Below are 21318 nucleotides of genomic sequence, written 5' to 3' on the forward strand. Positions count from 1 at the left end.
CGGCGGGGCCACCGATCTGGCCGCGTTCGCCAACACGGTGGCCGCGGTCGAGCCGGCCGCCGCGGCGGCCGCCCGCCAAGCCGCCGCCGCGGCCCGCGCCCGGCTCAACTAGCCCCGGAGACCGCCCGCTCGCCTCGGGAATCGCCCGTTAGCTTCGGGAACCGTCTGTTTCCCTCCGCGCCTCTGTTCCTCCCGTATCCGCACCCACCGGGTCGAGGTAGCGCCCGTCGTAGAAGACGAGCGGTCCGACATCGTCCCGCGGCTGGGCGAACGAGACGACCTCACCGAGGACGAGGGTGTGATCCCCCCCGGGATGGGTCGTGACTGTCCGGCACTCGAAGACCGACAGCGCGCCGTCGAACAGGACCACTCCGGTCTCTGGCCCGATCGAGTGCTCCCATCCCGCGAACATGTCGCCGGGCTGGTCATACGCGCGTTTCGCAAAGTAGCGCGACGTCTCGGCCATGTCCTCGGCAAGCACCGAGACTCCCCACACCCCCGAGGCCATGAGCGGACCGTGGAAGCGGGCGTCCCGGCGGATGCTGGCGAGCACCAGCAGCGGGTCGAGGGAGACCGAGACGAACGAGTTCGCCGTCATGCCGAGATGGCGACCGTCGGCGACGGTCGTGAGGACCGTCACTCCGGTAGCGAACCTGCCGACCGCCCTGCGGAAGTCCGCCGTCCGCAGCGTCGGCCGGTCGGCCTGGAGGGTCTGAGAGGTCTGGGAGGCGGGCGCGCCGGCCCGGTTCTCTCCACGGTGCGCAGGGCTGCCCACCCGACCACGCTACCCGCTCCGCTCACCGCGTGGGCTCACCACGTGGGCGACAGTCCCCAAGGGCCGGTGACATCTCCCACATCACAAGAGCCGGTGACATCTCCCAGGGCGAGACGGACGACCGGGTGACCGGACGGCCGGGTGACCGGACCGGTGCTCAGCGACCGGGAGGAAGCACCGCGAGCCCCCGCCGTGCCCCGGCGAGGACGATGACCGCGATCGGGCTCAGTGCCTCGAGCAACAGGAACGCGTACCCGAATCCGCTCGCCCGCAACAACAGGTCCCCCTCGGGGCGGGAACTGGCGAACAGCAGCACGACGACGGCCCAGCCGATGAGCACGGTCGTGGGTCCCAGCCGGGTGCCCGTCAGCCACCGCACCAGCAGCGCGGCACCCCCGTTGCCCACCAGCGCGACCAGTACGCCGAGCGACAGCAGCATCCCCCCCGGCCGCGGACCGGCGGGAACGAGGAAGACGCCGTAGAGACCCAGCCCGACCCCCAGCAATACCCCCAGTGTGTAGGAGGCGGTCAGAAAGGCCCTGCCGGGTTGCGGGTCCGGGGACGGTTGCAACGACGGCCGCGCCGGCTGTCGGGACAACCGGGTTGAGGGCGGCGTCCGGCGGGGACCGGCGCTGGGACGGGGCATTCTCCGACAGTAGGACATCGTCCGCCGGGCCCGCCCGGTCCTCAGGCGGTCACCAGCTCGGCGGGTACGACGATCACGTCCACCAACGCGCCCCGCCGCCACACCGTGAGTTCCACTGGCCGGCCGATCGTGCCCTCGGTCAGCAGTCGCTGGAGATCACCCGGGGTGACGACGGGCGTCCCGGCCACCGACAGGACGAGATCCCCGGTGAACAGCCCGGCGATCCCGGCCGGGCTGCCGACAACCACCTCGGCCAGCCAGACACCGTGGCGCTGCCCGATCCGCTCGGCCACGGCGGGCGGCAGCGGAACACCCGCCCCCGCGACCCCCAGGTACGCCCGGCGGACCCGGCCGTCGCGCATCAACGCGGCGAGGATCTTCCTCGTCGTGTCGTTCACCGGGACGGCCAGCCCCAGGCCGACACCGGCGACGGCGGTGTTCACCCCCACCACCCGGGCGTCGGCCGTGACCAGCGCCCCGCCGGAGTTACCCGGGTTGAGGGCCACGTCGGTCTGGATCACCTCGTCGACCACCCGCACGGCCGAGCCCGAACGGGTCGGCAACGACCGGCCGAGGGCGCTGACGACCCCGGCGGTCACGCTGCCGGTGAGCCCCAGCGGGTTGCCGACAGCCACGACGAGCTGGCCGACCCGCAGACCCGCGGCGTCCCCGAGGACAGCAGCCGGCGGGGTCGTGCCCCGGGCCCGCAGCACGGCCAGGTCCGAGAGCGGATCGGCACCCACCAGGTCGACCTCGCGCTCGGTGCCGTCCGCGAACTGCGCCAGCCCGACCGACGCTCCGGAGGTGGCCCGATGCCCCTCGACGACGTGCGCGGAGGTCAGCAGGAACCCGTCGTCGGTGAACACCACCCCGGAACCGGCCCCCGCGCCGCGCCGGGTACGCACCCGTAGGCTCGCCACCGACGGGGTCAGCGCCGCGGCCACCCGGGTCACGACCGCGGAATAGGCGTCCAGCGGCTCGACCGGCGGGGAACCGCCGGGCCGCGCCGGGTCGGGTCCGTCTCCCCTGGCACGTCTGGTCCGCATCCGACCTCCTCGGCCGACGCCACACTTACATTGATTACAGCGTTACGAACACGGGGCCGTCCAGAACATTCCCACCGAGGTGCCTGTGCCACCGCGGCCGGCGGGCGGGCGAGCGGGCCAGGTCGTCAGCGGGCCGGGGCGTTGGAGTCGATCAGGGCTCACACACGAGACCGGCGAACAGGTCCCGCTCCCGCCCGCCCGGACCGTCCCCCGGCCCCCGGGCGCCCTCGGCCAGCACGAAGTGCTCGACACTCCAGGCTCGCTGACCGATGCCATCGGCGAGCGCGAAAAAGAACCCGTCGACGCTCATCTGTGTCCGGTGCGACCGCATGGCGGCGATCTTCGCCTCGAAGAAGTGGGGAGCGGAGAGCTCGGTCGTAATGTCCGCATCGTCGACAAGCGTCATCCCCAGCTCGTCCACGGACTTCAGACCCGCGAACGGGCTGCTCTCAGCGGCGGAATCGCGGAAGTACTCGAAGCCCGCGACGGCGCTCGACCGCGCCAGCGCCGTCTCGTATCGCTTGGCGACCTGCCAGGCCGGACCGGCCTGCGGGGCGAAGGACGGGTCGGCGGCGTCGGTGAAGGCCCTCCGGGTGAGTTCGTGGGCCCGGATGTGATCGGGGTGCCCGTAACCACCGCGGGCGTCGTAGCTGACGAGCACCTGCGGCCGGACCTCGCGCACGATCCGCACCAGCTCCGCCGCGGCCTCGTCCAGGTCCGCCCGCCACAGACAGCGGGGATGGTCGTTGGCAGGGGTGCCGATCATCCCGCTGTCCCGCCAACGCCCGGGACCGCCAAGAAAACGCTGGTCGGTGATGCCGAGCGCGGCGCAGGCACCGGCCAGCTCGCCGATCCGGTAGCCGCCGAGCTGATCGCCCCGATCCGCCTGCAGATTGATCAGCTCGGGCACCAGTACCTCTCCCTCCTCCCCCAATGTGCACGTCACGAGGGTGACGTGGGTGTCGGGGGCGGCGGCGTACGAGGCAAGCGCGATCCCCGTCGAGATCACCTCGTCATCGGGGTGGGCGTGCACGAACATCACCCGCCGGGCGGGAAGTGGCGCAGTAGAGGGTGATGATGGGGCAGCTGTCGTCACATTGACGACCCTACGGGCGACTTTGCCGCAATCTGGGGACCGGGCTCAGGCTCGGCGGCGGGAGCGGATCTTCTCGCGTTCGGCGGCGGTCAGCGCCACCTTGCGCAGCCGCACGAAGCCCGGGGTGACCTCCACGCACTCGTCCTCGCGGCAGAATTCCAACGCCTGCTCAAGGGTGAGTACCCGGTGCGGGGTGAGCCGGACCAGCTCGTCGCCGGTGGATGAACGCATGTTGGTGAGCTTCTTTTCCTTGGTCGGGTTGACGTCCATGTCGTCCGCCCGGGAGTTCTCACCCACGATCATGCCCTCGTAGACCTCGGTCGTCGGCCCGACGAACATCGTGCCGCGTTCCTGGAGGTTGAACAGGGCGTACGCGGTCGCCACCCCGCTGCGGTCGGCGACCATGGAGCCTGTCGCCCGGGTGCGCAGCTCCCCGAACCAGGGCTCGTACCGGTCGAAGACGTGGTGCAGCAGCCCGGTACCGCGGGTCTCGGTGAGGAACTCGGTCCGGAACCCGATCAGCCCGCGGGCCGGGACCAGGTACTCCAGCCGGATCCAGCCGGTGCCGTGGTTGACCATCTGCTCGACCCGGCCCTTGCGCAGCGCGAGCAGCTGGGTCAGCGTGCCGAGGAACTCCTCGGGCGCGTCGATGGTGAGGCGCTCCACCGGCTCGTGGATCTTGCCGTCGACAATGCGGGGGACGACCTGCGGCTTGCCGACGGTCAGCTCGAAGTCCTCGCGCCGCATCAGCTCGACGAGCACGGCGAGCTGCAGCTCCCCGCGGCCCTGCACCTCCCAGGTGTCCGGCCGCTCGGTGGGCAGTACCCGGATCGACACGTTGCCGATGAGCTCGGCGTCCAGCCGGTTCTTGACCAGCCGTGCCGTCAGCTTCTTGCCGGAACGGCCGGCGAGCGGGGAGGTGTTGATGCCAATCGTCATGCTGATGGACGGTTCGTCGACGGTGATGACCGGCAGCGGCCGGGGATCATCGGCGTCGGCGAGGGTCTCCCCGATCGTGATGTCGGGGATGCCAGCGATGGCGATGATGTCGCCCGGCCCGGCCGACTCCGCCGGCACCCGCTCGAGCGCCTGCGTCATCAGCATCTCGCTGATCTTGACGCGCTGCTGGCTGCCGTCGGCCCGGCACAGCGTCGCCGGCTGACCACGCTTGATCGTGCCGTTGTGCACCCGGCACAGCGCGAGCCGGCCGAGGTACGGGGACGCGTCGAGGTTGGTGACCAGGGCCTGCAGCGGCGCGTCCGGATCGAACGACGGCGCCGGCACGGTCTCCAGCAGAAGGTCGAACAGCGGCTTGAGATCGGGTGAGTCCGGGCTCACCCCGTCGGCCGGGCGGGTGGTGGAGGCACGGCCCGCCTTCGCGTTGCAGTAGACGATCGGGAAGTCGATCTGGTCCTCGTCGGCGTCGAGGTCGAGGAAGAGCTCGTAGGTCTCGTCGACCACCTCGGCGATCCGGGCGTCCGACCGGTCCACCTTGTTGATGACGAGCACCACCGGCAGCCGCGCCGCGAGCGCCTTGCGCAGGACGAAGCGCGTCTGGGGCAGTGGGCCCTCACTCGCGTCCACGAGCAGCAGGACGCCGTCGACCATCGACAGGCCGCGCTCGACCTCACCGCCGAAGTCGGCGTGACCGGGCGTGTCGACGATGTTGATCGTGATGTCGCCGTAACGGACCGCGGTGTTCTTCGCGAGAATCGTGATGCCCTTCTCACGCTCCAGGTCCATCGAGTCCATCACGCGGTCGGTGAGCTCGGCATGCTCGCCGAACGCGCCGGACTGGCGCAGCATGGCGTCAACGAGGGTGGTCTTGCCGTGGTCGACATGGGCGATGATTGCCACGTTTCGAAGATCGGCACGAAGAGACACGGTGATGCGCTCCGGGGCGGACATGGGGTTCGCGACCCCGCAACAACGACGACGACGTCACCGCATGAAACGACGGTAACGCATGAACCGGTGACGCGAACGTTCTGGCGGGTGCCCGCCATGGTGTCGGCGCCGCGGCACGACGATCTGCCCGTCACGCGTACACCGGCAACAGTCGCACCGCCACTCATGGTACGGATGCACCCATGGTACGGATGCCACGGCTACAACGGGCTTCACCGGTCCGGGGCTTCACCGGTCCGCGACCTCCCGTCGCCGGCGTTCAGAAAAGCCGGCGTTCAGAAAAGCGATCCGGGAGTCGACAGCACGCGGCGCAACTCCGCCACCAGGGGCCCGTCGGCCGGCATCCACCGGACATCGTCCAGTTCGGCTACGCCGAGCCAGCGCAGCTCGTCATGCTCGACGGGCTGGGGCTGCCGGCGCGTCACCCGGCCGAGCCACACCCGCAGCACCCACCCGGGGCTGGACAGCCCGACCTCGCCGAGCGGCGGACCGACCTCGATCTCGACGTCGAGCTCCTCCCGGCACTCCCGGGCGAGCGCGTCGAGCTCGTGCTCGCCGGACTCGACCTTGCCGCCCGGAAACTCCCACATCCCGGCATAGGGATGCGGTTCCCGGCGCCGGGCGGCCAGCACCCGGCGATCGTCGTCGAGCAGCGCGACGGCGACGACCAGACGTCCCCTCACCACCGGGACGTCGGTGCCGTCCCGGTCCTCGGGTGTTCCACGCCGTCGTCCATGGGTAGAAGGGAGGGCATCCAAGCCCTCCACATCCGCGTTCATGGTGCCGGACTCTCCCAGAGTCCGGCCAGCCGTGGATCCGTTCCCGGCGGATCGTGTCTGATGAGCCTTTCGGGTGGCTCCACCAGGACGGCTCGCCCAGCAGCGGGACGTCGGACCGCAAGCCAGAGAATCAGAGAATCACCAGCCGGAGGGAATCGGTATGCCGAGCAGACTGGACACCACCGAAGTCGCCGAGGCGTTGGCGGCACTACCCGGCTGGATCGGCGACGCCGACCGGATCCAGTTGGAGATCATGCTGGACGGGGACGAGGCCGATGCGATCGTGGCCGAGGTCATGCAGGCAGCGGACGCGATGAACCATCATCCGGTCGTCGAGCGGGGCCCGGGAACAACGACCTTCACGGTCTGGACCCACTCGGTCGGCGGCGTCACCGAGCTGGACGTGGCCCTGGCCCGCAGGATCTCACAGATCCTGTACTCGGCCGGTGTCTCGTACTGAGCTCTCGTACCGAACAGACGTCTCGTACCGAACAGATCTGGAGATCACCAGAGGCTGGGCAGCACCCTGAAGACACCATCCGGATCAGGCGGGAACGGTACGACGATCGTCACCGCGCCGGTGTCGATCATCCCATAGAGATACGGGAAGAGCTCCCCTGGCGCGGGCGTGCCCCCCGCGGGCGCCTGGCCGGCGGGCACCCCGGCCGCCGGCGGCTCCCAGCGCAGCTCCGCGCTCAGCCGCTCCGGGTCGACGACGACCAGCAGCAGGTCCGCATGCCCGGCGTAGTACCGGTTCGCGGTGGCCACGGCCTGCTCCGGGGCGGAGAAATGGATGAACCCCTCGGATGCCAGGCTCGCCGGGCGGTACCCGCCAGCCCCGGCCGCCCACTCGGACCGGCCCGCCAGATGGCAGATCACGCCATCCCCCTCTCCTTGCCACTCATCAGTCGTTGACTGCCGAGCCACGGTCGCGGTGCCCGCATCGGCCCGGGGATACTCCCGGCGGGCCGGACGAAACCCACCCCCGCCCGGAGACCAGTGTGAAGGGCGTGCCCGCGATGCTTCAGCCCCGTTACCCGCAGGCCCCCGGGGGAGGCCGCGTACGCGGAGTCGACGCGGCGCGGGGCATCGCCCTGATCGGCATGGTCGCGACGCACGTCTATCCCGCGGTCGAGGATGACGGGGCGGCGACCCCCGCGCATCTGCTCGCCTCCGGCCGGGCCTCGGCGGCCTTCGCGGTACTCGCCGGGGTGGCGCTGGCGTTGTCGACCGGCCGGCTGCCGGCGCCACAGGCGCGCGCGTCGACTGTGGCACGAGCGGCCTGCATCGGGACGATCGGCCTCGCCCTCGGCTACACCCACTCCGGCATCGCGGTGATCCTCTGTTACTACGCGCTGATGTTCATCCTGGCCGTGCCGCTGCTGCGGGCTCCGCTCGGAGCGCTGGTCGTCGTCACGGTGCTGGCGTTCGCGGTCGTCCCGGCCGCAGGCCTCCTCAGCCGGGACCATCTGCCGTCCCCGACCCTTGACGACCCAACCTTCGGCCGGGTGTTCACCCACCCGGTGAGCCTGACCCTGGAGATGGGCTTCACCGGCTTCTATCCGGCGCTCGCCTGGCTCGGGTATCTCTGTGTGGGACTCGCGGCCGGCCGGCTGGATCTACGGTCCACGCGGGTCGCCGCCGCCCTGCTCGCGGAGGGTGGCACGATCGCCGCGGCGGCGTCGCTGGCCTCCTAGGCACTGCTCCGGCACGCCGCAGGCATGGCCGCACTCGAATCCGTCGATCCCGTCGAGGTCGCGGGAGTCGGGCCGCTGCCGGTGCGCTCCATCCTCGACGCCGGGCTGTACGGCAGCACCCCGACGAACACCTGGTGGTGGCTGGCCGTCGACACCCCGCACTCGTCCACGCCCGTCGATCTGCTGCACACCAGCGCGACCGCGGTCGCCCTGCTCGGGTTCGTCCTGCTCCTGAGCCGGCTGCTGCCGCCCCTGATGCTGGTCCCGCTCATCGCCGTCGGATCGATGACGCTGACCCTCTACTGCGCCCACGTGATCGTGATGTCCGCGTCCTTCCTCCCCGCGGACCCGACGCCGTCCTTCCTGCTCCAGGCGGCCGTGGCCCTGACCGTCGCCACCGCCTGGCGGGCGAGCGGGATGCGAGGACCGGTCGAGGCGGTCGTCGCCGCGGCCACCCGGCAGCTCGTTTAGCGCGGTGACCACGGCCGCCGGAGATCTTCAGGCCGCGGCCACAGCCTCGCTGTAGAGGCGGCCGTTGATCCCAAAGCTACTTCCGGACTCGCATTCCTTCGCGGTCCGGCCATAGCGGTCGGGAGGCTGCTCAGACGTTGAAGCGGAACTCCACGACGTCGCCGTCGGCCATCACGTAGTCCTTGCCCTCCATGCGCACCTTGCCGGCCGCGCGGGCGGCGGCCATCGAACCGGCCGCGATCAGGGCATCGTACGAGACGATCTCGGCCTTGATGAAGCCACGCTGGAAGTCGGTGTGGATGGCCCCGGCGGCCTCCGGCGCGGTCGCCCCGGCCCTGATGGTCCAGGCCCGGGCCTCCTTCGGGCCGGCCGTCAGGAACGTCTGGAGCCCGAGGGTGTGGAAACCGATCCGGGCCAGCTGGGCGAGGCCGCTCTCCTCCTGGCCGAGCGAGGCCAGCAGCTCCGCGGCGTCGGCCTCGTCGAGCTCGGCCAGTTCGGCCTCGACCTTGGCGCACAGCACGATCGCGTCCGCGGGCGCGACGGACCCGACAAGTTCCTTGCGCCGACCGGGATCGGCGAAGACGTCCTCGTCGACGTTGAAGACGTAGAGGAAGGGCTTGGCGGTGAGCAGGAAAAGCTCCCGCAGGGCGTCGCGATCGATCTTCGGTTCCGAGGACAGCGTGCGACCGGCGTCAAGCACCTCGCGCGCGGCCTTCACCGCGGCCAGCAACGGCTGCTTCGCCTTGTCGGCCCGGGCCTCCTTCTCCAGCTTCGGCAGGCGCGCGTCGACGGTCTGCAGATCGGCGAGGATCAGCTCGGTGTTGATCGTCTCGATGTCGTCGGCCGGGTCGACCCTGCCCTCGACGTGCACCACGTCAGGATCGGAGAACACCCGGACGACCTGGCAGACCGCGTCGGACTCGCGGATGTTCGCGAGGAAGCGGTTCCCCAGGCCCTGCCCCTCGGACGCGCCTCGGACCAGGCCGGCGATGTCCACGAAGCTGACCGTGGCCGGCACCGTCCGGGCGCTGTCGTAGAGCTTCGCGAGCTCGCCGAGACGCGGATCGGGCACCCCGACCACGCCCACGTTCGGCTCGATCGTCGCGAACGGGTAGTTCGCGGCCAGCACCTCATTGCGCGTCAGGGCGTTGAACAACGTGGACTTGCCGACGTTGGGCAGCCCGACGATCCCGATCGACAAGCCCATGGCCGGTCAGTCTACGGACCTCACGGCTACGGACCTCACGGCTACGGGCCTCACGGCTACGGGCCCTGCGGCCGCTCACCGGGAAGCGCCCCGCCGGGAAGGGCCCCGCCGGGGACCGACTCACCGCGAAACCGCGCGAAACTGTCGGAGGGCCGTGATTGCCTCTCTCCCGTGGACACGACCAGCGCGCTGCTGGCCCTGATCGGGCTGGCTCTCGGCGCCATGGGCGGATTCGCCGCCGCGCGCCGCTTCCCCGATCCGCGGGTCGCCGCGCTCACGGCCGCGCACGCCGCCGCCATGCGGGAGCGCGACCAGGCCCGGGAGGCCGCCGCCGCCGCTGCCGAGCGCGCGATGCTGGCCGAGTCGGACGTGTCCAGCCTGCGCACCGCGCTGGAGTACGAGCAGCGAGCGGCGGCCGAGCGGGTGGCGCTGGTCGAGCAGAGCCAGGACCGGCTCGCCGAGAGCTTCCGAGCGCTGTCCGCGCAGGCTCTGGAGGGCGCGAGCCGTCAGTTGGTGGAGCTGGCCTCCGCCCGGCTGGACGAGGCCGGCGCCCGTGCCCGCGGCGACCTCGACGCCCGTCGTTCGGCGGTCGAGAGCATGGTGACGCCGCTGCGGGAGGCCCTCGGGCGGATGGAAGACCGGCTGCGGGAGCTGGAGACCGCGCGCACCGAGGCCTACGCGGCGCTCGTCGAGCAGGTGCGGTTCGCCCGTGAGGCGTCGGAGAACCTCCGGTCGGAGACCGCCGCGCTCGTGACCGTGCTGCGCCGGCCCCAGGCCCGCGGTGCCTGGGGCGAGATGCAGCTGCGCCGGGTGGCGGAGGTGGCCGGCATGCTCAACCGCTGCGACTTCACCGAGCAGATGACGATCCAGGGCGACGACGGCCCGCAACGGCCCGACATGGTCGTCCATCTTGCCGGTGGCCGCAACGTGGTCGTCGACGCGAAGGTTCCGCTCAGCGCGTTCCTGGAGGCCGCCGACACGACGGACGAGGACCATCGCGCGCGCCGGATGGCCGCCCACGCCCGCCATCTGCGTGCGCATGTCGACGGCCTCGGCGCCAAGTCCTACTGGCGGCGGCTGCCGTCGTCCCCGGAGTTCGTGGTGCTCTTCGTCCCCGCCGAGGCGTTCCTGGCCCCTGCCCTCGATCACGATCCCGGCCTGCTCGAACACGCCGCCGGCAAGAAGGTCATCATCGCTACCCCAACCACGCTGATCGCCATGCTGCGCACCATCGCCCACGCTTGGACTCAGGATGCGCTGACCGCACGGACGAAAGAGATCTTCGAGCTGGGTCGCGACCTCTACACCCGCCTCGGCACCCTGGGCGAACACGTCGATCGCCTCGGTCGCTCGCTCGGCCGGGCGGTGGGGGACTTCAACGCCACCGTCGGCTCGTTGGAAAGCCGGGTGCTGACCCCTGCCCGCCGGCTCGCGGCCATGGAAGTCGTCGAGGCGGGGCTCCCCAGTCCGGTTCCGGTGGAGACCGGCGTGCGGCCGCTGTCCGCCGCCGAGCTCCTGAGGAGTATCGGGGAGGGCGCGACGACCGGGCGGGGTGGCGCCATAGAGGACCTCGGAGTCGATGCCGGGTATCAGACCTCTGACGGCGCAGATCCGGTCAGATGAGACGCAGACGACTAGCATAAGGAGGCTTAAGCAACGGAAAGCAGTGAGATCGACACCGAAAGCTCAAATACGAGAGCTGATGCGCATGTCTGGCGCATCGCCCTGACGCATTGGAAATCTGCGGGCGGTACCTTGCCTTCGTGAGTGTGCCGCCTCACCGGCAGTCGGCCGGACCGCCGGGCAGATCCGCACGCGCTCGCGGGCATGACGATCTGTACGCCCGCAGCTCGCGCGGTCGGGCGGGTGGGCCGCCGCCCACGCTGTTCACGGGCAGCCGCCGGGGCCTCACCGCGCTCGGCACCGGCATCCTCGTCCTCGTCCTCGGTGGGCTAGGTGCCATCGTGGACTCCGCGATCTTCGGTTCCCTGAAGTTCGCCTTCGGCGTGCTGTTCATCGGCTCGTGCGTCCTCGCCGCGGTCCGCGTGCATGCGGATGACCTCATCGGCGTAGTGATCATGCCGCCGCTCGCCTACGCGCTCATCGCCCTCGGCGTCGGCTACCTGAACCCCGCGGCCGGGGACGGCAGCTCCGGCCTGCGCAACAAGGCCATCGACGTCGGCTCAGAGATGATCTTTCACGCTCCGATCCTGCTGACGGCCTTCATCCTGGTGGCCGTCATCGCGCTCTTCCGGGGTCGCCGCGCCCAGGTGGCGCGCCGCGAGCGGCAACGTTCCCTCTCGCAGTCGGCCGCCGAGCGCCGACGCCGGTCGTAGTAGGCCCGGACCGCCGCTTCCCCGCGCCAGTTCCCCACGCCAGGTCGGCCGTACCGCCACAACCGACCCATGAGTAAATCCGCGCCCTCAATAAAAACAATAACAGGCATGTAGCTGGAACGGCCGACGACAAACACCGGCAACGCGACCACACCTATTGCCGCAGCTCGTGCTAGATTCCATGCCGCATCACGCACCCGCCGCTCAGGCGCACTTCCACTGGCCTATCGGGTGCCGCATCCCCTGGAGGCGGCGGACGTAGGGAGGCCCGCTTGTCGTGCACGTCTCACCCTTTCTCCGGCGAGTACGTCCTGTCCGCTGGTGAGCCGGCCGGGTCCCGGTGACCGCCAGTCCCTGCTCAGCGGAGAGAACCCCGGTGATCCCGATGTTGCGCTACCGGTCTCTCGACACGCAGCCGCCACGCGGCCCGCGACGTCGGCTGATCCCCTTCTCGACCTTCATGCGGCACTGCGCCATCATCGCCGCCTCCGGCCGGCAGGCGCTCACCGTGTCGAAATATGCCGCATCCCTGCGCGCGGCCACCTGGTCGGCCAACCCGGTCGTCATCACCTTCGACGACGGCGGCGTGGAAACCTTGAAGGCTCTCCGCCGGCTGGCCGAGACGGGTCTGACGGCGACGGTATTCGTGACCAGTTCGCGGGTCGGTGATCCGGGCTATTTCAACCGGACCGACCTTCATCGAATACGGGGTCTCGGGATAGAAATCGGCGGATCCGGTCACACCGGACGGCGGCTGGACGAGCTGGCGCGGACCGACGTGATCGCCGAACTGACGCTGTCGCGTCGTCGGCTGGCCGTGGCGACCGGGGACGAACCTCGCACGTTCGCCTACCCCCTCGGCGGATACGACCCGTCCGTACGCCAGCTTGTGATCTCGGCCGGCTACAGTTCGGCCTGCGCGGTACGCGACGTCCTCTCGCATCCCGCCGACGACCGCTTCGCCCTCGCTCGGTTGACCGTCGAGGCGAACACGCCCGACAGCCGGCTTCTCGCGTGGTTGGAAGGCGTCGGGCGGCCCGCGCCGCCTCTCACGGTGCCACGAGCCCACACCCATCGGTTTCGGCGCGCAGCCCGTCAGCCCGATCTTTTCACCCCCCGGCTCGGTCAGCCTGATCCTGGCCCGGTAACCGGCACCGGGGACCCGGACGACCTCGCATCCCCCAGCCTCAGCTCGCCGTCACAGGCCCTGCCGGAGCACTGAGCAGGCCGAACAAACTAAGCAGTCCGAACAAACTGAGCAGACGGGGTGGCGGCGGTACTCCGCCCGCGGGCGGTCAGCGAGAGTGCCACGGCGTCCCGCGGCGGGTCGGTGCGCAGGGCCAGATCACCGAGCGGACTGGTCACCCCGAGCCAGTACCGCTCGTTGCGGTAGTGGTGCAAACGATGCCCTCGCCACAACCGCCGGTAGTAGGCCGTGCGCGGGGGGACCCGGGTATGGATGAGGAAATGCGTCCAGTCGTAGACGAGCGCACCCATCCCGAGGCAGAGCGCGCCGGTCGCCGCCCACGGCGGCCCGAGCAGCGCCGGCGCCGCGACGGCGACGGTTCCGCTGATCACCTCGCGGGGGCGCAAGAACATCGTGTCGAGGTTGGTCGGATCGCGGTGATGCTGCTCGTGCCCGTATCCGGCAAGCTGGTAACCGATCGATCCCAGCCGACTGCCCGGCCGGGCGTGGAGCAGTATCCGGTGCACACTCCACTCGACGAAGGGCTGCGCCGCCATGGCAGCCACCGCGACGCCGGTGTCCCGGATCCGCCACGGGCCTCGGACCGCCCGCAGGGCGGCAAGCGTCCCCACGCAACCAAGCAGGACGGGGGGCCGTGGATGGCGCAGGAACCTGCGTGCCGCACCCGCCAGCGTCCGGACCTCCGCGGCGCTGCCGTGCGGTCCCGGGGGGTCGAGGCGCGCGAACACCCTCGCGGGGACGGAAGGTCGCGGGTAGAGCACCATGCGACCACCTCCCGACCAGATCGGAACCGGAACAGCATGGAAACTGTACGGAACTCCGACCGGACCGGCGACTTGGATCGGAGCTGCGACCGGAGTGGCGACCGGGACAGCGGCGGCTCAGAACGGGACGGTGGAGTACGCCTGCAGCTTGGTGAGCTGATGCTGGCTGTCCACTCGGCGGATGGTGCCCGAGCGTGACCGCATCACCAGCGAGGACGTGTTCGCCCCGCCCGGCCGGTACCGCACCCCGGCGAGCAGTTCGCCGTCCGTGATGCCGGTCGCCACGAAGAAGACGTTGTCACTGTCGACGAGGTCCCGGGTGGACAGTACCCGGGTCGGGTCGCCCCCGAGGTCGGCGACCTTGCGATACTCCGCGTCGTCCCGCGGCCACAGCCGGCCCTGGATCACTCCGCCCAGGCAGGTCACCGCGCAGGCCGTGATGATCCCCTCGGGAGTGCCGCCGATCCCTAGCAGCAGGTCCACGCCGGTGTCCGCCGAGGCGGCCATCACCGCTCCGGCGACGTCGCCGTCGGAGATCAGCTTAACTCGGGCGCCGGCCGCCCTGATCTGCTCGACCAGTTGGCTGTGCCGGGGCCGGTCCAAGACCACCACGGTGACGTCCCGCGGGAGGATCTCCTTGGCCTTCGCCACGGCGCGGATGTTGTCCTCCACCGAGGCCGTGATATCCACCGCCCCGGCCGCCTCCGGGCCGGTGACCAGTTTCTCCATGTAGAAACACGCGCTCGCGTCGTACATCGAGCCACGCTCGCTGACCGCCATGACCGAGATGGCGTTATTCATCCCCTTGGAGGTCAGCGTCGTACCGTCCACGGGATCCACGGCGACGTCGCACTCGGGCCCTTCCCCCGAACCGACCACCTCGCCGTTGAACAGCATGGGGGCCTCGTCCTTCTCCCCCTCGCCGATCACGACGACCCCGCGCATCGAGACGGTGCCGACCAGTCGGCGCATCGCGTCGACGGCGGCCCCGTCCGCGCCGTTCTTGTCACCACGGCCGACCCAGCGCGCCGCGGCGAGCGCGGCTGCCTCGGTTACCCGGACAAGTTCGAGCGCGAGGTTGCGATCCGGAGCCTGTCCCTGCACGGCCAGCGTGTCGGGCACGGACGAGGCGTCGGAAGGCCTGGAAACGGAGGATTCAGCAGTGGAAGACACGGCCCCGAGCCTAGTTCGGGAGCCCCGTCGGCGCCCGAGATAGGCCCAGAGTGACGCCGAATATACCTCCATGACCCTATCCCGCCGCGAAGGTGTGCCTGCGGCCGTCCGGCAAATCCGGCCTGTCGTCGACACGACACCTCGAATCCGCCGAAGAGGCACGCAACCTTCAACCCGGTACGCGCGTCCAACGAAGCATCGGGCAGCCGTCACGCGGAGGGGGCGTGACGGCTGCCCGACAGGTCCCGGCGTGGCCGGTTCCTCACCCCGCGCTCCCCGATAAGGCCATCCAGCCGGGCGAGAGCCTGAACACACCACCACCCCTGCGAGCCGCCCAGACGTGGTCTGGGTGCCCATCCGGGGGCTCAGACCTGGAAGATGGGGACGTGGCACGACGACGCGGTCAGGAAACGATCAGAGACATGGCGCTCTCTCTCGCCGTAGTCATGGCGGGTGTCCTGCTCTTCGTCATCTTCGTCATGCCCCGCGGAAGCGACGAGCCCACGGTCAAGGTCGTCGCGACGAGTGAGCCGATGGCGGCGTTCGCCCGCCAGGCGCCCTACTCCCCACTCGGGCCGGCTGGCCTGCCCTCCTATTGGAAGCCGACCTCCATCCGCCTGACGCTGCCCACCGGTGGTGCCGACGGTGGTCCCGCCGAGGCGACGATCGGCTATGTTGTCGATCGGCCCGACCATCGGACGTTCGCTCGCTTCGTCGAGAGCAACGCTCCCACCGCGGTCCAGCGGATCCTGGGGAACCGACCGGCCAACGGCACGGTCGATGTGGAAGGCGTCGCCTGGCAGCAACGCCGGGACGGCGATGGGCATCTCGCGCTCACCCGGACCGACGGCGGCGTCACCGTGATCGTGGATGATGGAGGCGGCAAAGGCGGGGCGAATCAGGCCGATCTGGTCACCCTCGCCGCGTCACTGCGACCGGTCGTTCCCGCCGCCACGAACTGATCGCGCCGCCGGTGCGAGCCTGGTCGGTGGGAACCCGGTCGGTGCAAGCCGCCCGGTCAGCGCGAACCCGGTCATCGCTGGACGGCGACCGCGATGACGGGAGGCCGTGCGGGCGCGACGGCCGTTGCGGCCGGTGGCTCGCCCCCACCCTCCAGCGCGGTGGCGGCCGGGATGAGAATCGCCATGCCGATGACCAGCCCGGCCGCCCGACGTAGCAGCGGGCCCGTCGTCGGCATCCGCCATCCGAGGTGGGCGCCGCCACCCCGCGTCCCGGTCATCCCACCCCTCGGCACGGCACCCACGGCGGCAACCGAAGGCGGAGCGTACTCTCGGGCGAGGTCGCCGAGAGGCCGGCGACGAGGCGTCGGGCGTAGCGCGGGCATTGCTACCTCCGGACTGGATGTCCTGCGGGTAACGGCCAGTGTGCCAGGCCGGACGTGATCCGTCTCGGACCGCGACCGACCTGAAACGCCGTGCAGTGACCTTGTACTATGGATCTCTACCGGACCGACCGGGTTCAGCCATGATTGTTCCTTGTTGGATATCATGTTGGCCAGGCGGAGGGGAAATCGCCACGCCGGTGCCCCCTGGCCGTCGGGTCGCCCAACGGTGGATGCTGAGTCGGGGCCGAACCCGTAACCCACCGGGACCGAGCCGCAAACGCCGATGGCATCCTGAAACGATGGCACCCCGAGGCAGGGGGCCTCCCCGCTCCGCCGGGGCCGGCCCGGAACCGCGCGGTCCACGGATTGAGCGGACCTCGCTGTAGAGGGTTGTAGAGGCATAGAGGGTTCTAGAGGTTAGAGGGCCGCGGAGGCGGCACGGAGGTGGCCATGCCCGAAGCATTCAACGACAGCCCTACCGGTCACGCCTCGGACTCCGCCGATGTCCCCCCGCCGGGCGTCCCGGCCCCACCGGTCACCTACGAGGCCGCGCGGGCCGAACTCGAGGAGGTCGTCCGCCGGTTGGAGGCCGGCGGGGTGAGTTTGGAGGAGTCACTGATCCTCTGGGAACGGGGCGAGGAGCTCGCCAGGACCTGTCAGGCGCTGCTCGACGGCGCCCGCGCTCGACTGGCCGCGGCGACTCCACTCCCCTGAGCGTCTCCTGATCTCCTGAGCGTCTCCTGAGCGAGCGGCCCCTCCAGCCGACGGGCCGCCGGGCCTGCTCAGCCGTCCACGACCGTCGCGCGCAGCGTTCCGCCCGCCACCCGGATGGCGAGCCCGTCCCCGGCCGCAACCTCGGCAGGCCCGCGCACAACCGCACCATCCACGGTGCGCTGCACCACGGCGTACCCGCGGTCGAGGGTCGCCGCCGGCGACAGCGCGCGCATCCGGGCGCGGGTGGCGGCCAGATCGTTCCCGGTCACATCTATCATGTGGCGGACGCAGCGGCGCGAACGGGCGAGGAGCGCCGACACGTCGTCCGCTCTGCGGCCCACGTCGCGCGTGGGCGTTGCGAGCACGGGGCGCCCCCGGGTGTCCGCCAGCCAACGTTCCTCCCGGTCGAGCCGGTGCTCGACGACCCGCCGGGCCCGGGCCCGCAGCTGGGCGACCGCGATCGCCTGCTCACCGACGTCCGGCACCACCCTCTTCGCCGCGTCCGTCGGTGTGGAGGCGCGGACGTCGGCGACAAAATCGAGCAAAGGGGTGTCCTGCTCGTGTCCGATTGCCGACACCACCGGGGTACGCGCGGCCACGACGGCCCGCAGCAGCGCCTCGTCAGAGAAGGGCAGCAGATCCTCCAGCGACCCGCCGCCACGAGCGATGACGATCACCTCCACTTCGGCACGCGCGTCGAGTTCCCGCAGCGCGTCGATGACCTGGGCGACCGCGAGAGGCCCCTGGACGGCCACCTCCCGTAACACGATACGCACCGCCGGCCAGCGACGGCGCGCGTTCTCGACCACGTCCCGCTCCGCCGCGCTGGCCCGCCCGGTGATCAGACCGACGGCCGCCGGGAGGAACGGAGGACGCCGCTTACGGGACGCGGCGAACAGCCCCTCGGCCGCCAGCGTGGCCTTGAGCTGTTCGAGCCGGGCCAGCAGCGCACCGGCACCGAGCGGGCGAATCTCAACAACCGCAAGGGCCAGCGTGCCTCGGCCGGGGTGGAACGACGGCTTGCCCCACACCACGACGCGGGCCCCGTCGACGAGCGCCGGCCCCACCGCGTCGCACACCGCGCGCGGGCAGGTGACCCGCAGGGACACGTCGGCCACCGGGTCCCGCAGGGTGAGGAAGACCGTTCCCATCCCGGGACGGCGGACGATCCCGGTCACCTGCCCCTCGACCCACACTCGCCCCAGCCGGTTGATCCAGTCTCCCAGCGCGCGCGACACGCTGCGGACCGGCAGCGGCTGTTCCGGGGACGATGTCAGTGCCACCCGGGCACCGTAACCTCGCCCTCCAGCCTCGCCCTACAACAGTCGGCGGCCCTCGTCACGGCCGGACCGGACGATGTCGCCATCGGGTGATGCATCGCCTAGCCGACTTCCCGGCCGCCGGCCGCCGCGTAGACTCCCACCTATGGGCCGGGTCCTTCTTGCCAAACCGCGCGGCTACTGCGCTGGTGTCGATCGAGCCGTCGTGACCGTGGAGAAAGCACTAGAGCTGTACGGTTCACCGGTCTACGTACGCAAACAAATCGTTCACAACCTTCATGTCGTGAAGACGCTGGAGGCCAAGGGTGCGATCTTCGTGGACGAAACCGACGAGGTGCCGCACGGCGCCACCGTCGTGTTTTCAGCCCATGGAGTAGCACCAACGGTGCACGAAGAGGCTGCGGCGCGCGAGCTCCACACAATCGACGCCACGTGCCCGCTGGTCACCAAGGTGCATTCTGAAGCCAGGCGGTTCGCCCGCGAGGACTACGACATCCTCCTCATTGGCCACGAGGGCCACGAGGAGGTCGTCGGCACCACCGGGCAGGCTCCGGACCGCATCCACCTCGTGGACGGGCCCGAGGACGCCGCCGGGGTGAAGGTCCGCGATCCGAAGCGGGTGGCCTTCCTCTCCCAGACCACGCTGTCCGTCGACGAGACGATGACGACGGTCGACGCGCTGCGCGAGCGATTCCCGCACCTGCAGGGTCCACCGAGCGACGATATCTGCTACGCCACGCAGAACCGCCAGGTCGCCGTCAAGGAGATCGCCGGCGCGGTCGACCTGGTCATCGTCGTCGGCTCGCGGAACTCCTCGAACTCGGTCCGGTTGGTCGAGGTCGCGCTCGACGCCGGCGCGCCGGCCGCCTACCTCGTGGACGACTCCACCGAGGTGGACCTGAGCTGGTTCGATGGTGTCGAGACCGTCGGGGTCACCAGCGGCGCATCGGTGCCGGAGGAGCTCGTCACCGGCGTGATGGCCTGGCTCGCCGAGCGGGGCTTCACCGATGTGGAGGAGGTCACGTCCGCGGACGAGCACCTTCTCTTTGCGTTGCCGCCGGAGCTTCGCCGGGAGATGCGTACCCGCGAGCGCGCCGCCAGCTGAGCCCGGACCGCCCCTCACATCAGACTCGTCGGAGCCACCCTTCCCCGCATTGCGCCGAAGCCCCCGACGTTCCCCTATAGCCATTCTCACTGTCCCCGCATCACGCCGAAGGCCCCCGAGGCTCCCCCAGGAACCTCACCGAAGGCGAGGTAACGGAAACCCCGAACGGTGCCCTATGCCAGGGGTCCCCGCATTGCGCCGAAGGCGCCATGCGGGGCAGGCCCGACATGTCCTAAGGTCGGCCCTGGGGCCGCGTCCAGGCGGCATCTCGCCGGGACGCGGCCCCAGTGTGCGGTACAGGGCACGGGCAGTACAGGTCAAGGGCGACGAGCATCGGGAGAACGGGCGCATGAGCGAGCAGGAATACCGCATCGAGCACGACAGCATGGGTGACGTCCGGGTACCGGTCACGGCCCGGTGGCGGGCCCAGACGCAGCGGGCGGTGGAGAACTTTCCCGTCTCCGGCCAGCGGATCTCCCGCGCGCACATCGCGGCGCTCGCCCGGATCAAAGCCGCCGCCGCGACGGTGAACGCCAAGCTGGACGTGCTCGACGCGGACATCGCCGAGGCGATCGCCGACGCGGCCACGGAGGTGGCCCGTGGTGACTGGGACGACCAGTTCCCCCTGGACGTCTTCCAGACCGGCAGCGGCACCTCGTCCAACATGAACACCAACGAGGTGCTGGCCTCGCTCGCCTCCGAGCGCCTCGGCCGCCCGGTTCACCCGAACGACCACGTCAACGCCTCGCAGTCCTCGAACGACGTCTTTCCCTCATCGATCCACATCGCCGCCACCCAGGGCATCGTCGGCGACCTGATCCCGGCCCTGGAGCACCTTGCCACCGCGCTCGGTCGCAAGGAGACCGAGTTCGCCGACGTCGTGAAGTCCGGCCGGACCCATCTGATGGACGCGACCCCTGTGACACTCGGCCAGGAGTTCGGCGGGTACGCCGCCGCGGTCCGGCTCGGCGTCGAGCGCCTGCAGGTGGCACTGCCCCGGATCGGAGAGCTGCCGCTCGGTGGGACAGCCGTCGGGACCGGCATCAACACCCCGCCCGGCTTCTCCGCCGCGGTAATCGAGGAACTGTCCGCCAGCACCGGTCTTCCCCTGACTGAGGCACGCAACCACTTCGAGGCGCAGGCCTCCCGGGACGGCCTCGTCGAGGCGTCCGGCGTGCTGCGGGTGATCGCCCTCTCGCTCTACAAGATTGCCAACGACCTGCGCTGGGCCTCGTCCGGCCCACGAGCCGGGCTCGGCGAGATCCGGCTGCCCGACCTCCAGCCCGGATCCTCGATCATGCCCGGCAAGGTCAATCCGGTCATTCCCGAGGCGGTCTGTCAGGTCGTCGCCCAGGTCATCGGCAACGACGCGGCGGTCGCGTTCGGCGGATCAGCCGGGAGCTTCGAGCTCAATGTCATGCTGCCGGTGATCGCACGTAACCTGCTGGAGTCGATCCACATCCTGTCGACGATCAGCCGGCTGTTCGCCGACCGTTGCATCGACGGCATCGTCGCCGACGTCGAACGCTGCCGCCGCTACGCCGAGTCCTCCCCCTCCATCGTGACGCCGCTGAACAAGTACATCGGCTACGAGGAGGCCGCGAAGGTCGCCAAGATCTCGCTCGCCGAGGAGAAGACCATTCGCGAGGTCGTTCTCGAGCGCGGTTACGTTGAGGCGGGCAAACTCACCGAGGCACAGCTCGACGCCGCGCTCGACGTGCTGTCGATGACCCACCCGTAGCCGAAGCTCGTCGGGCGGCCTCTCCCCC

The 21318-nt window shown here is 70.5% G+C and carries 22 protein-coding genes; 10 read left to right on the forward strand and 12 right to left on the reverse strand.

Annotated features, from left to right (window positions below; genetic code table 11):
- Window positions 1-148 precede the first annotated feature (148 nt).
- The 6 genes from AC08OU_RS02355 to AC08OU_RS02380 all read right to left on the reverse strand — a co-directional run bounded on the left by AC08OU_RS02355 (window position 149) and on the right by AC08OU_RS02380 (window position 6250).
- Window positions 149-775: a flavin reductase family protein gene (locus AC08OU_RS02355; protein WP_476593187.1), complete on the reverse strand. Its 627-nt coding sequence runs from the start codon at window positions 773-775 to the stop codon at window positions 149-151.
- A gap of 157 nt (window positions 776-932) precedes the next feature.
- Entirely contained in the window at window positions 933-1421 is a 489-nt protein-coding gene (locus AC08OU_RS02360) for a DUF6113 family protein (protein ID WP_476601215.1), read from the reverse strand.
- Window positions 1422-1462: 41 nt separating this feature from the next.
- Entirely contained in the window at window positions 1463-2467 is a 1005-nt protein-coding gene (locus tag AC08OU_RS02365) for a S1C family serine protease (protein ID WP_476601216.1), read from the reverse strand.
- Window positions 2468-2618: 151 nt separating this feature from the next.
- Entirely contained in the window at window positions 2619-3506 is an 888-nt protein-coding gene (mshB, locus tag AC08OU_RS02370; protein WP_476601226.1) for an N-acetyl-1-D-myo-inositol-2-amino-2-deoxy-alpha-D-glucopyranoside deacetylase, read from the reverse strand.
- 102 nt (window positions 3507-3608) lie between these two features.
- Window positions 3609-5471 (reverse strand): translational GTPase TypA, encoded by a 1863-nt coding sequence (gene typA, locus AC08OU_RS02375; RefSeq protein WP_476601218.1) that lies wholly within the window; start codon window positions 5469-5471, stop codon window positions 3609-3611.
- Between the two features lie 275 nt (window positions 5472-5746).
- Entirely contained in the window at window positions 5747-6250 is a 504-nt protein-coding gene (locus tag AC08OU_RS02380) for a (deoxy)nucleoside triphosphate pyrophosphohydrolase (protein ID WP_476601220.1), read from the reverse strand.
- A gap of 160 nt (window positions 6251-6410) precedes the next feature.
- Here AC08OU_RS02380 and AC08OU_RS02385 point away from each other — a divergent pair, with 160 nt between their 5' ends.
- A complete protein-coding gene (locus tag AC08OU_RS02385) occupies window positions 6411-6710 on the forward strand; it encodes a 4a-hydroxytetrahydrobiopterin dehydratase (protein ID WP_462187153.1) in 300 nt (99 codons plus the stop codon).
- A gap of 44 nt (window positions 6711-6754) precedes the next feature.
- Here AC08OU_RS02385 and AC08OU_RS02390 read toward each other — a convergent pair whose 3' ends face one another.
- Window positions 6755-7129, reverse strand: a complete 375-nt coding sequence (locus AC08OU_RS02390; protein WP_476601222.1) for a DUF952 domain-containing protein — start codon at window positions 7127-7129, stop codon at window positions 6755-6757.
- A 122-nt stretch (window positions 7130-7251) separates the two neighbouring features.
- Here AC08OU_RS02390 and AC08OU_RS02395 point away from each other — a divergent pair, with 122 nt between their 5' ends.
- A complete protein-coding gene (locus AC08OU_RS02395) occupies window positions 7252-7947 on the forward strand; it encodes a heparan-alpha-glucosaminide N-acetyltransferase domain-containing protein (protein WP_476604219.1) in 696 nt (231 codons plus the stop codon).
- A gap of 24 nt (window positions 7948-7971) precedes the next feature.
- Window positions 7972-8418 (forward strand): hypothetical protein, encoded by a 447-nt coding sequence (locus AC08OU_RS02400; RefSeq protein WP_476601968.1) that lies wholly within the window; start codon window positions 7972-7974, stop codon window positions 8416-8418.
- 130 nt (window positions 8419-8548) lie between these two features.
- On the opposite strand, the gene ychF is transcribed toward AC08OU_RS02400, so the two are convergent.
- Complete coding sequence (gene ychF / locus AC08OU_RS02405; RefSeq protein ID WP_476601969.1) at window positions 8549-9625, reverse strand: redox-regulated ATPase YchF; 1077 nt, start codon at window positions 9623-9625, stop codon at window positions 8549-8551.
- Between the two features lie 171 nt (window positions 9626-9796).
- On the opposite strand from ychF, the gene AC08OU_RS02410 reads away from it, so the two are divergent.
- The 3 genes from AC08OU_RS02410 to AC08OU_RS02420 all read left to right on the forward strand — a co-directional run bounded on the left by AC08OU_RS02410 (window position 9797) and on the right by AC08OU_RS02420 (window position 13183).
- Window positions 9797-11248, forward strand: a complete 1452-nt coding sequence (locus AC08OU_RS02410) for a DNA recombination protein RmuC (RefSeq protein WP_476601970.1) — start codon at window positions 9797-9799, stop codon at window positions 11246-11248.
- 146 nt (window positions 11249-11394) lie between these two features.
- Complete coding sequence (locus tag AC08OU_RS02415; RefSeq protein WP_476601972.1) at window positions 11395-11961, forward strand: DUF6542 domain-containing protein; 567 nt, start codon at window positions 11395-11397, stop codon at window positions 11959-11961.
- Between the two features lie 385 nt (window positions 11962-12346).
- Entirely contained in the window at window positions 12347-13183 is an 837-nt protein-coding gene (locus AC08OU_RS02420; RefSeq protein ID WP_476601971.1) for a polysaccharide deacetylase family protein, read from the forward strand.
- 14 nt (window positions 13184-13197) lie between these two features.
- Here the strand turns inward: AC08OU_RS02420 and AC08OU_RS02425 are convergent, their stop codons facing one another.
- Both AC08OU_RS02425 and glpX read right to left on the reverse strand, forming a co-directional pair.
- A complete protein-coding gene (locus AC08OU_RS02425; RefSeq protein ID WP_476604220.1) occupies window positions 13198-13932 on the reverse strand; it encodes a sterol desaturase family protein in 735 nt (244 codons plus the stop codon).
- 117 nt (window positions 13933-14049) lie between these two features.
- Window positions 14050-15054: a class II fructose-bisphosphatase gene (glpX, locus tag AC08OU_RS02430; RefSeq protein ID WP_462187147.1), complete on the reverse strand. Its 1005-nt coding sequence runs from the start codon at window positions 15052-15054 to the stop codon at window positions 14050-14052.
- A 437-nt stretch (window positions 15055-15491) separates the two neighbouring features.
- On the opposite strand from glpX, the gene AC08OU_RS02435 reads away from it, so the two are divergent.
- Entirely contained in the window at window positions 15492-16067 is a 576-nt protein-coding gene (locus tag AC08OU_RS02435) for a DUF4245 domain-containing protein (protein ID WP_462187146.1), read from the forward strand.
- A 71-nt stretch (window positions 16068-16138) separates the two neighbouring features.
- Here the strand turns inward: AC08OU_RS02435 and AC08OU_RS02440 are convergent, their stop codons facing one another.
- On the reverse strand, window positions 16139-16345 hold the full coding sequence (locus AC08OU_RS02440; RefSeq protein WP_462187145.1) for a hypothetical protein: 207 nt from the start codon (window positions 16343-16345) through the stop codon (window positions 16139-16141).
- A 549-nt stretch (window positions 16346-16894) separates the two neighbouring features.
- On the opposite strand from AC08OU_RS02440, the gene AC08OU_RS02445 reads away from it, so the two are divergent.
- Window positions 16895-17164: an exodeoxyribonuclease VII small subunit gene (locus tag AC08OU_RS02445; RefSeq protein ID WP_476598761.1), complete on the forward strand. Its 270-nt coding sequence runs from the start codon at window positions 16895-16897 to the stop codon at window positions 17162-17164.
- A gap of 68 nt (window positions 17165-17232) precedes the next feature.
- Here the strand turns inward: AC08OU_RS02445 and xseA are convergent, their stop codons facing one another.
- Window positions 17233-18447, reverse strand: a complete 1215-nt coding sequence (gene xseA / locus AC08OU_RS02450) for an exodeoxyribonuclease VII large subunit (RefSeq protein WP_476598762.1) — start codon at window positions 18445-18447, stop codon at window positions 17233-17235.
- A 142-nt stretch (window positions 18448-18589) separates the two neighbouring features.
- On the opposite strand from xseA, the gene AC08OU_RS02455 reads away from it, so the two are divergent.
- Both AC08OU_RS02455 and AC08OU_RS02460 read left to right on the forward strand, forming a co-directional pair.
- Window positions 18590-19549: a 4-hydroxy-3-methylbut-2-enyl diphosphate reductase gene (locus AC08OU_RS02455; RefSeq protein ID WP_476598764.1), complete on the forward strand. Its 960-nt coding sequence runs from the start codon at window positions 18590-18592 to the stop codon at window positions 19547-19549.
- Window positions 19550-19898: 349 nt separating this feature from the next.
- Window positions 19899-21290 carry a class II fumarate hydratase gene (locus tag AC08OU_RS02460; RefSeq protein ID WP_476598766.1) on the forward strand — a complete coding sequence of 464 codons (1392 nt, stop codon included), beginning with the start codon at window positions 19899-19901 and terminating at the stop codon, window positions 21288-21290.
- Window positions 21291-21318: the final 28 nt, after the last annotated feature.

This window comes from Frankia sp. CcMO1 (genome assembly GCF_977945845.1).

Excerpts from the sequence above, each read along its gene's own strand:
- AC08OU_RS02365 (WP_476601216.1), bottom strand. The coding sequence starts at position 2,467 with ATGCGGACCAGACGTGCCAGGGGAGACGGACCCGACCCGGCGCGGCCC.
- AC08OU_RS02400 (WP_476601968.1), top strand. The coding sequence starts at position 7,972 with ATGGCCGCACTCGAATCCGTCGATCCCGTCGAGGTCGCGGGAGTCGGG.
- AC08OU_RS02385 (WP_462187153.1), top strand. The coding sequence starts at position 6,411 with ATGCCGAGCAGACTGGACACCACCGAAGTCGCCGAGGCGTTGGCGGCA.
- ychF (WP_476601969.1), bottom strand. The coding sequence starts at position 9,625 with ATGGGCTTGTCGATCGGGATCGTCGGGCTGCCCAACGTCGGCAAGTCC.
- AC08OU_RS02420 (WP_476601971.1), top strand. The coding sequence starts at position 12,347 with ATGTTGCGCTACCGGTCTCTCGACACGCAGCCGCCACGCGGCCCGCGA.
- AC08OU_RS02460 (WP_476598766.1), top strand. The coding sequence starts at position 19,899 with ATGAGCGAGCAGGAATACCGCATCGAGCACGACAGCATGGGTGACGTC.
- typA (WP_476601218.1), bottom strand. The coding sequence starts at position 5,471 with ATGTCCGCCCCGGAGCGCATCACCGTGTCTCTTCGTGCCGATCTTCGA.
- mshB (WP_476601226.1), bottom strand. The coding sequence starts at position 3,506 with ATGTTCGTGCACGCCCACCCCGATGACGAGGTGATCTCGACGGGGATC.
- AC08OU_RS02380 (WP_476601220.1), bottom strand. The coding sequence starts at position 6,250 with ATGAACGCGGATGTGGAGGGCTTGGATGCCCTCCCTTCTACCCATGGA.
- AC08OU_RS02360 (WP_476601215.1), bottom strand. The coding sequence starts at position 1,421 with ATGCCCCGTCCCAGCGCCGGTCCCCGCCGGACGCCGCCCTCAACCCGG.
- AC08OU_RS02455 (WP_476598764.1), top strand. The coding sequence starts at position 18,590 with ATGGGCCGGGTCCTTCTTGCCAAACCGCGCGGCTACTGCGCTGGTGTC.
- AC08OU_RS02425 (WP_476604220.1), bottom strand. The coding sequence starts at position 13,932 with ATGGTGCTCTACCCGCGACCTTCCGTCCCCGCGAGGGTGTTCGCGCGC.
- AC08OU_RS02440 (WP_462187145.1), bottom strand. The coding sequence starts at position 16,345 with ATGACCGGGACGCGGGGTGGCGGCGCCCACCTCGGATGGCGGATGCCG.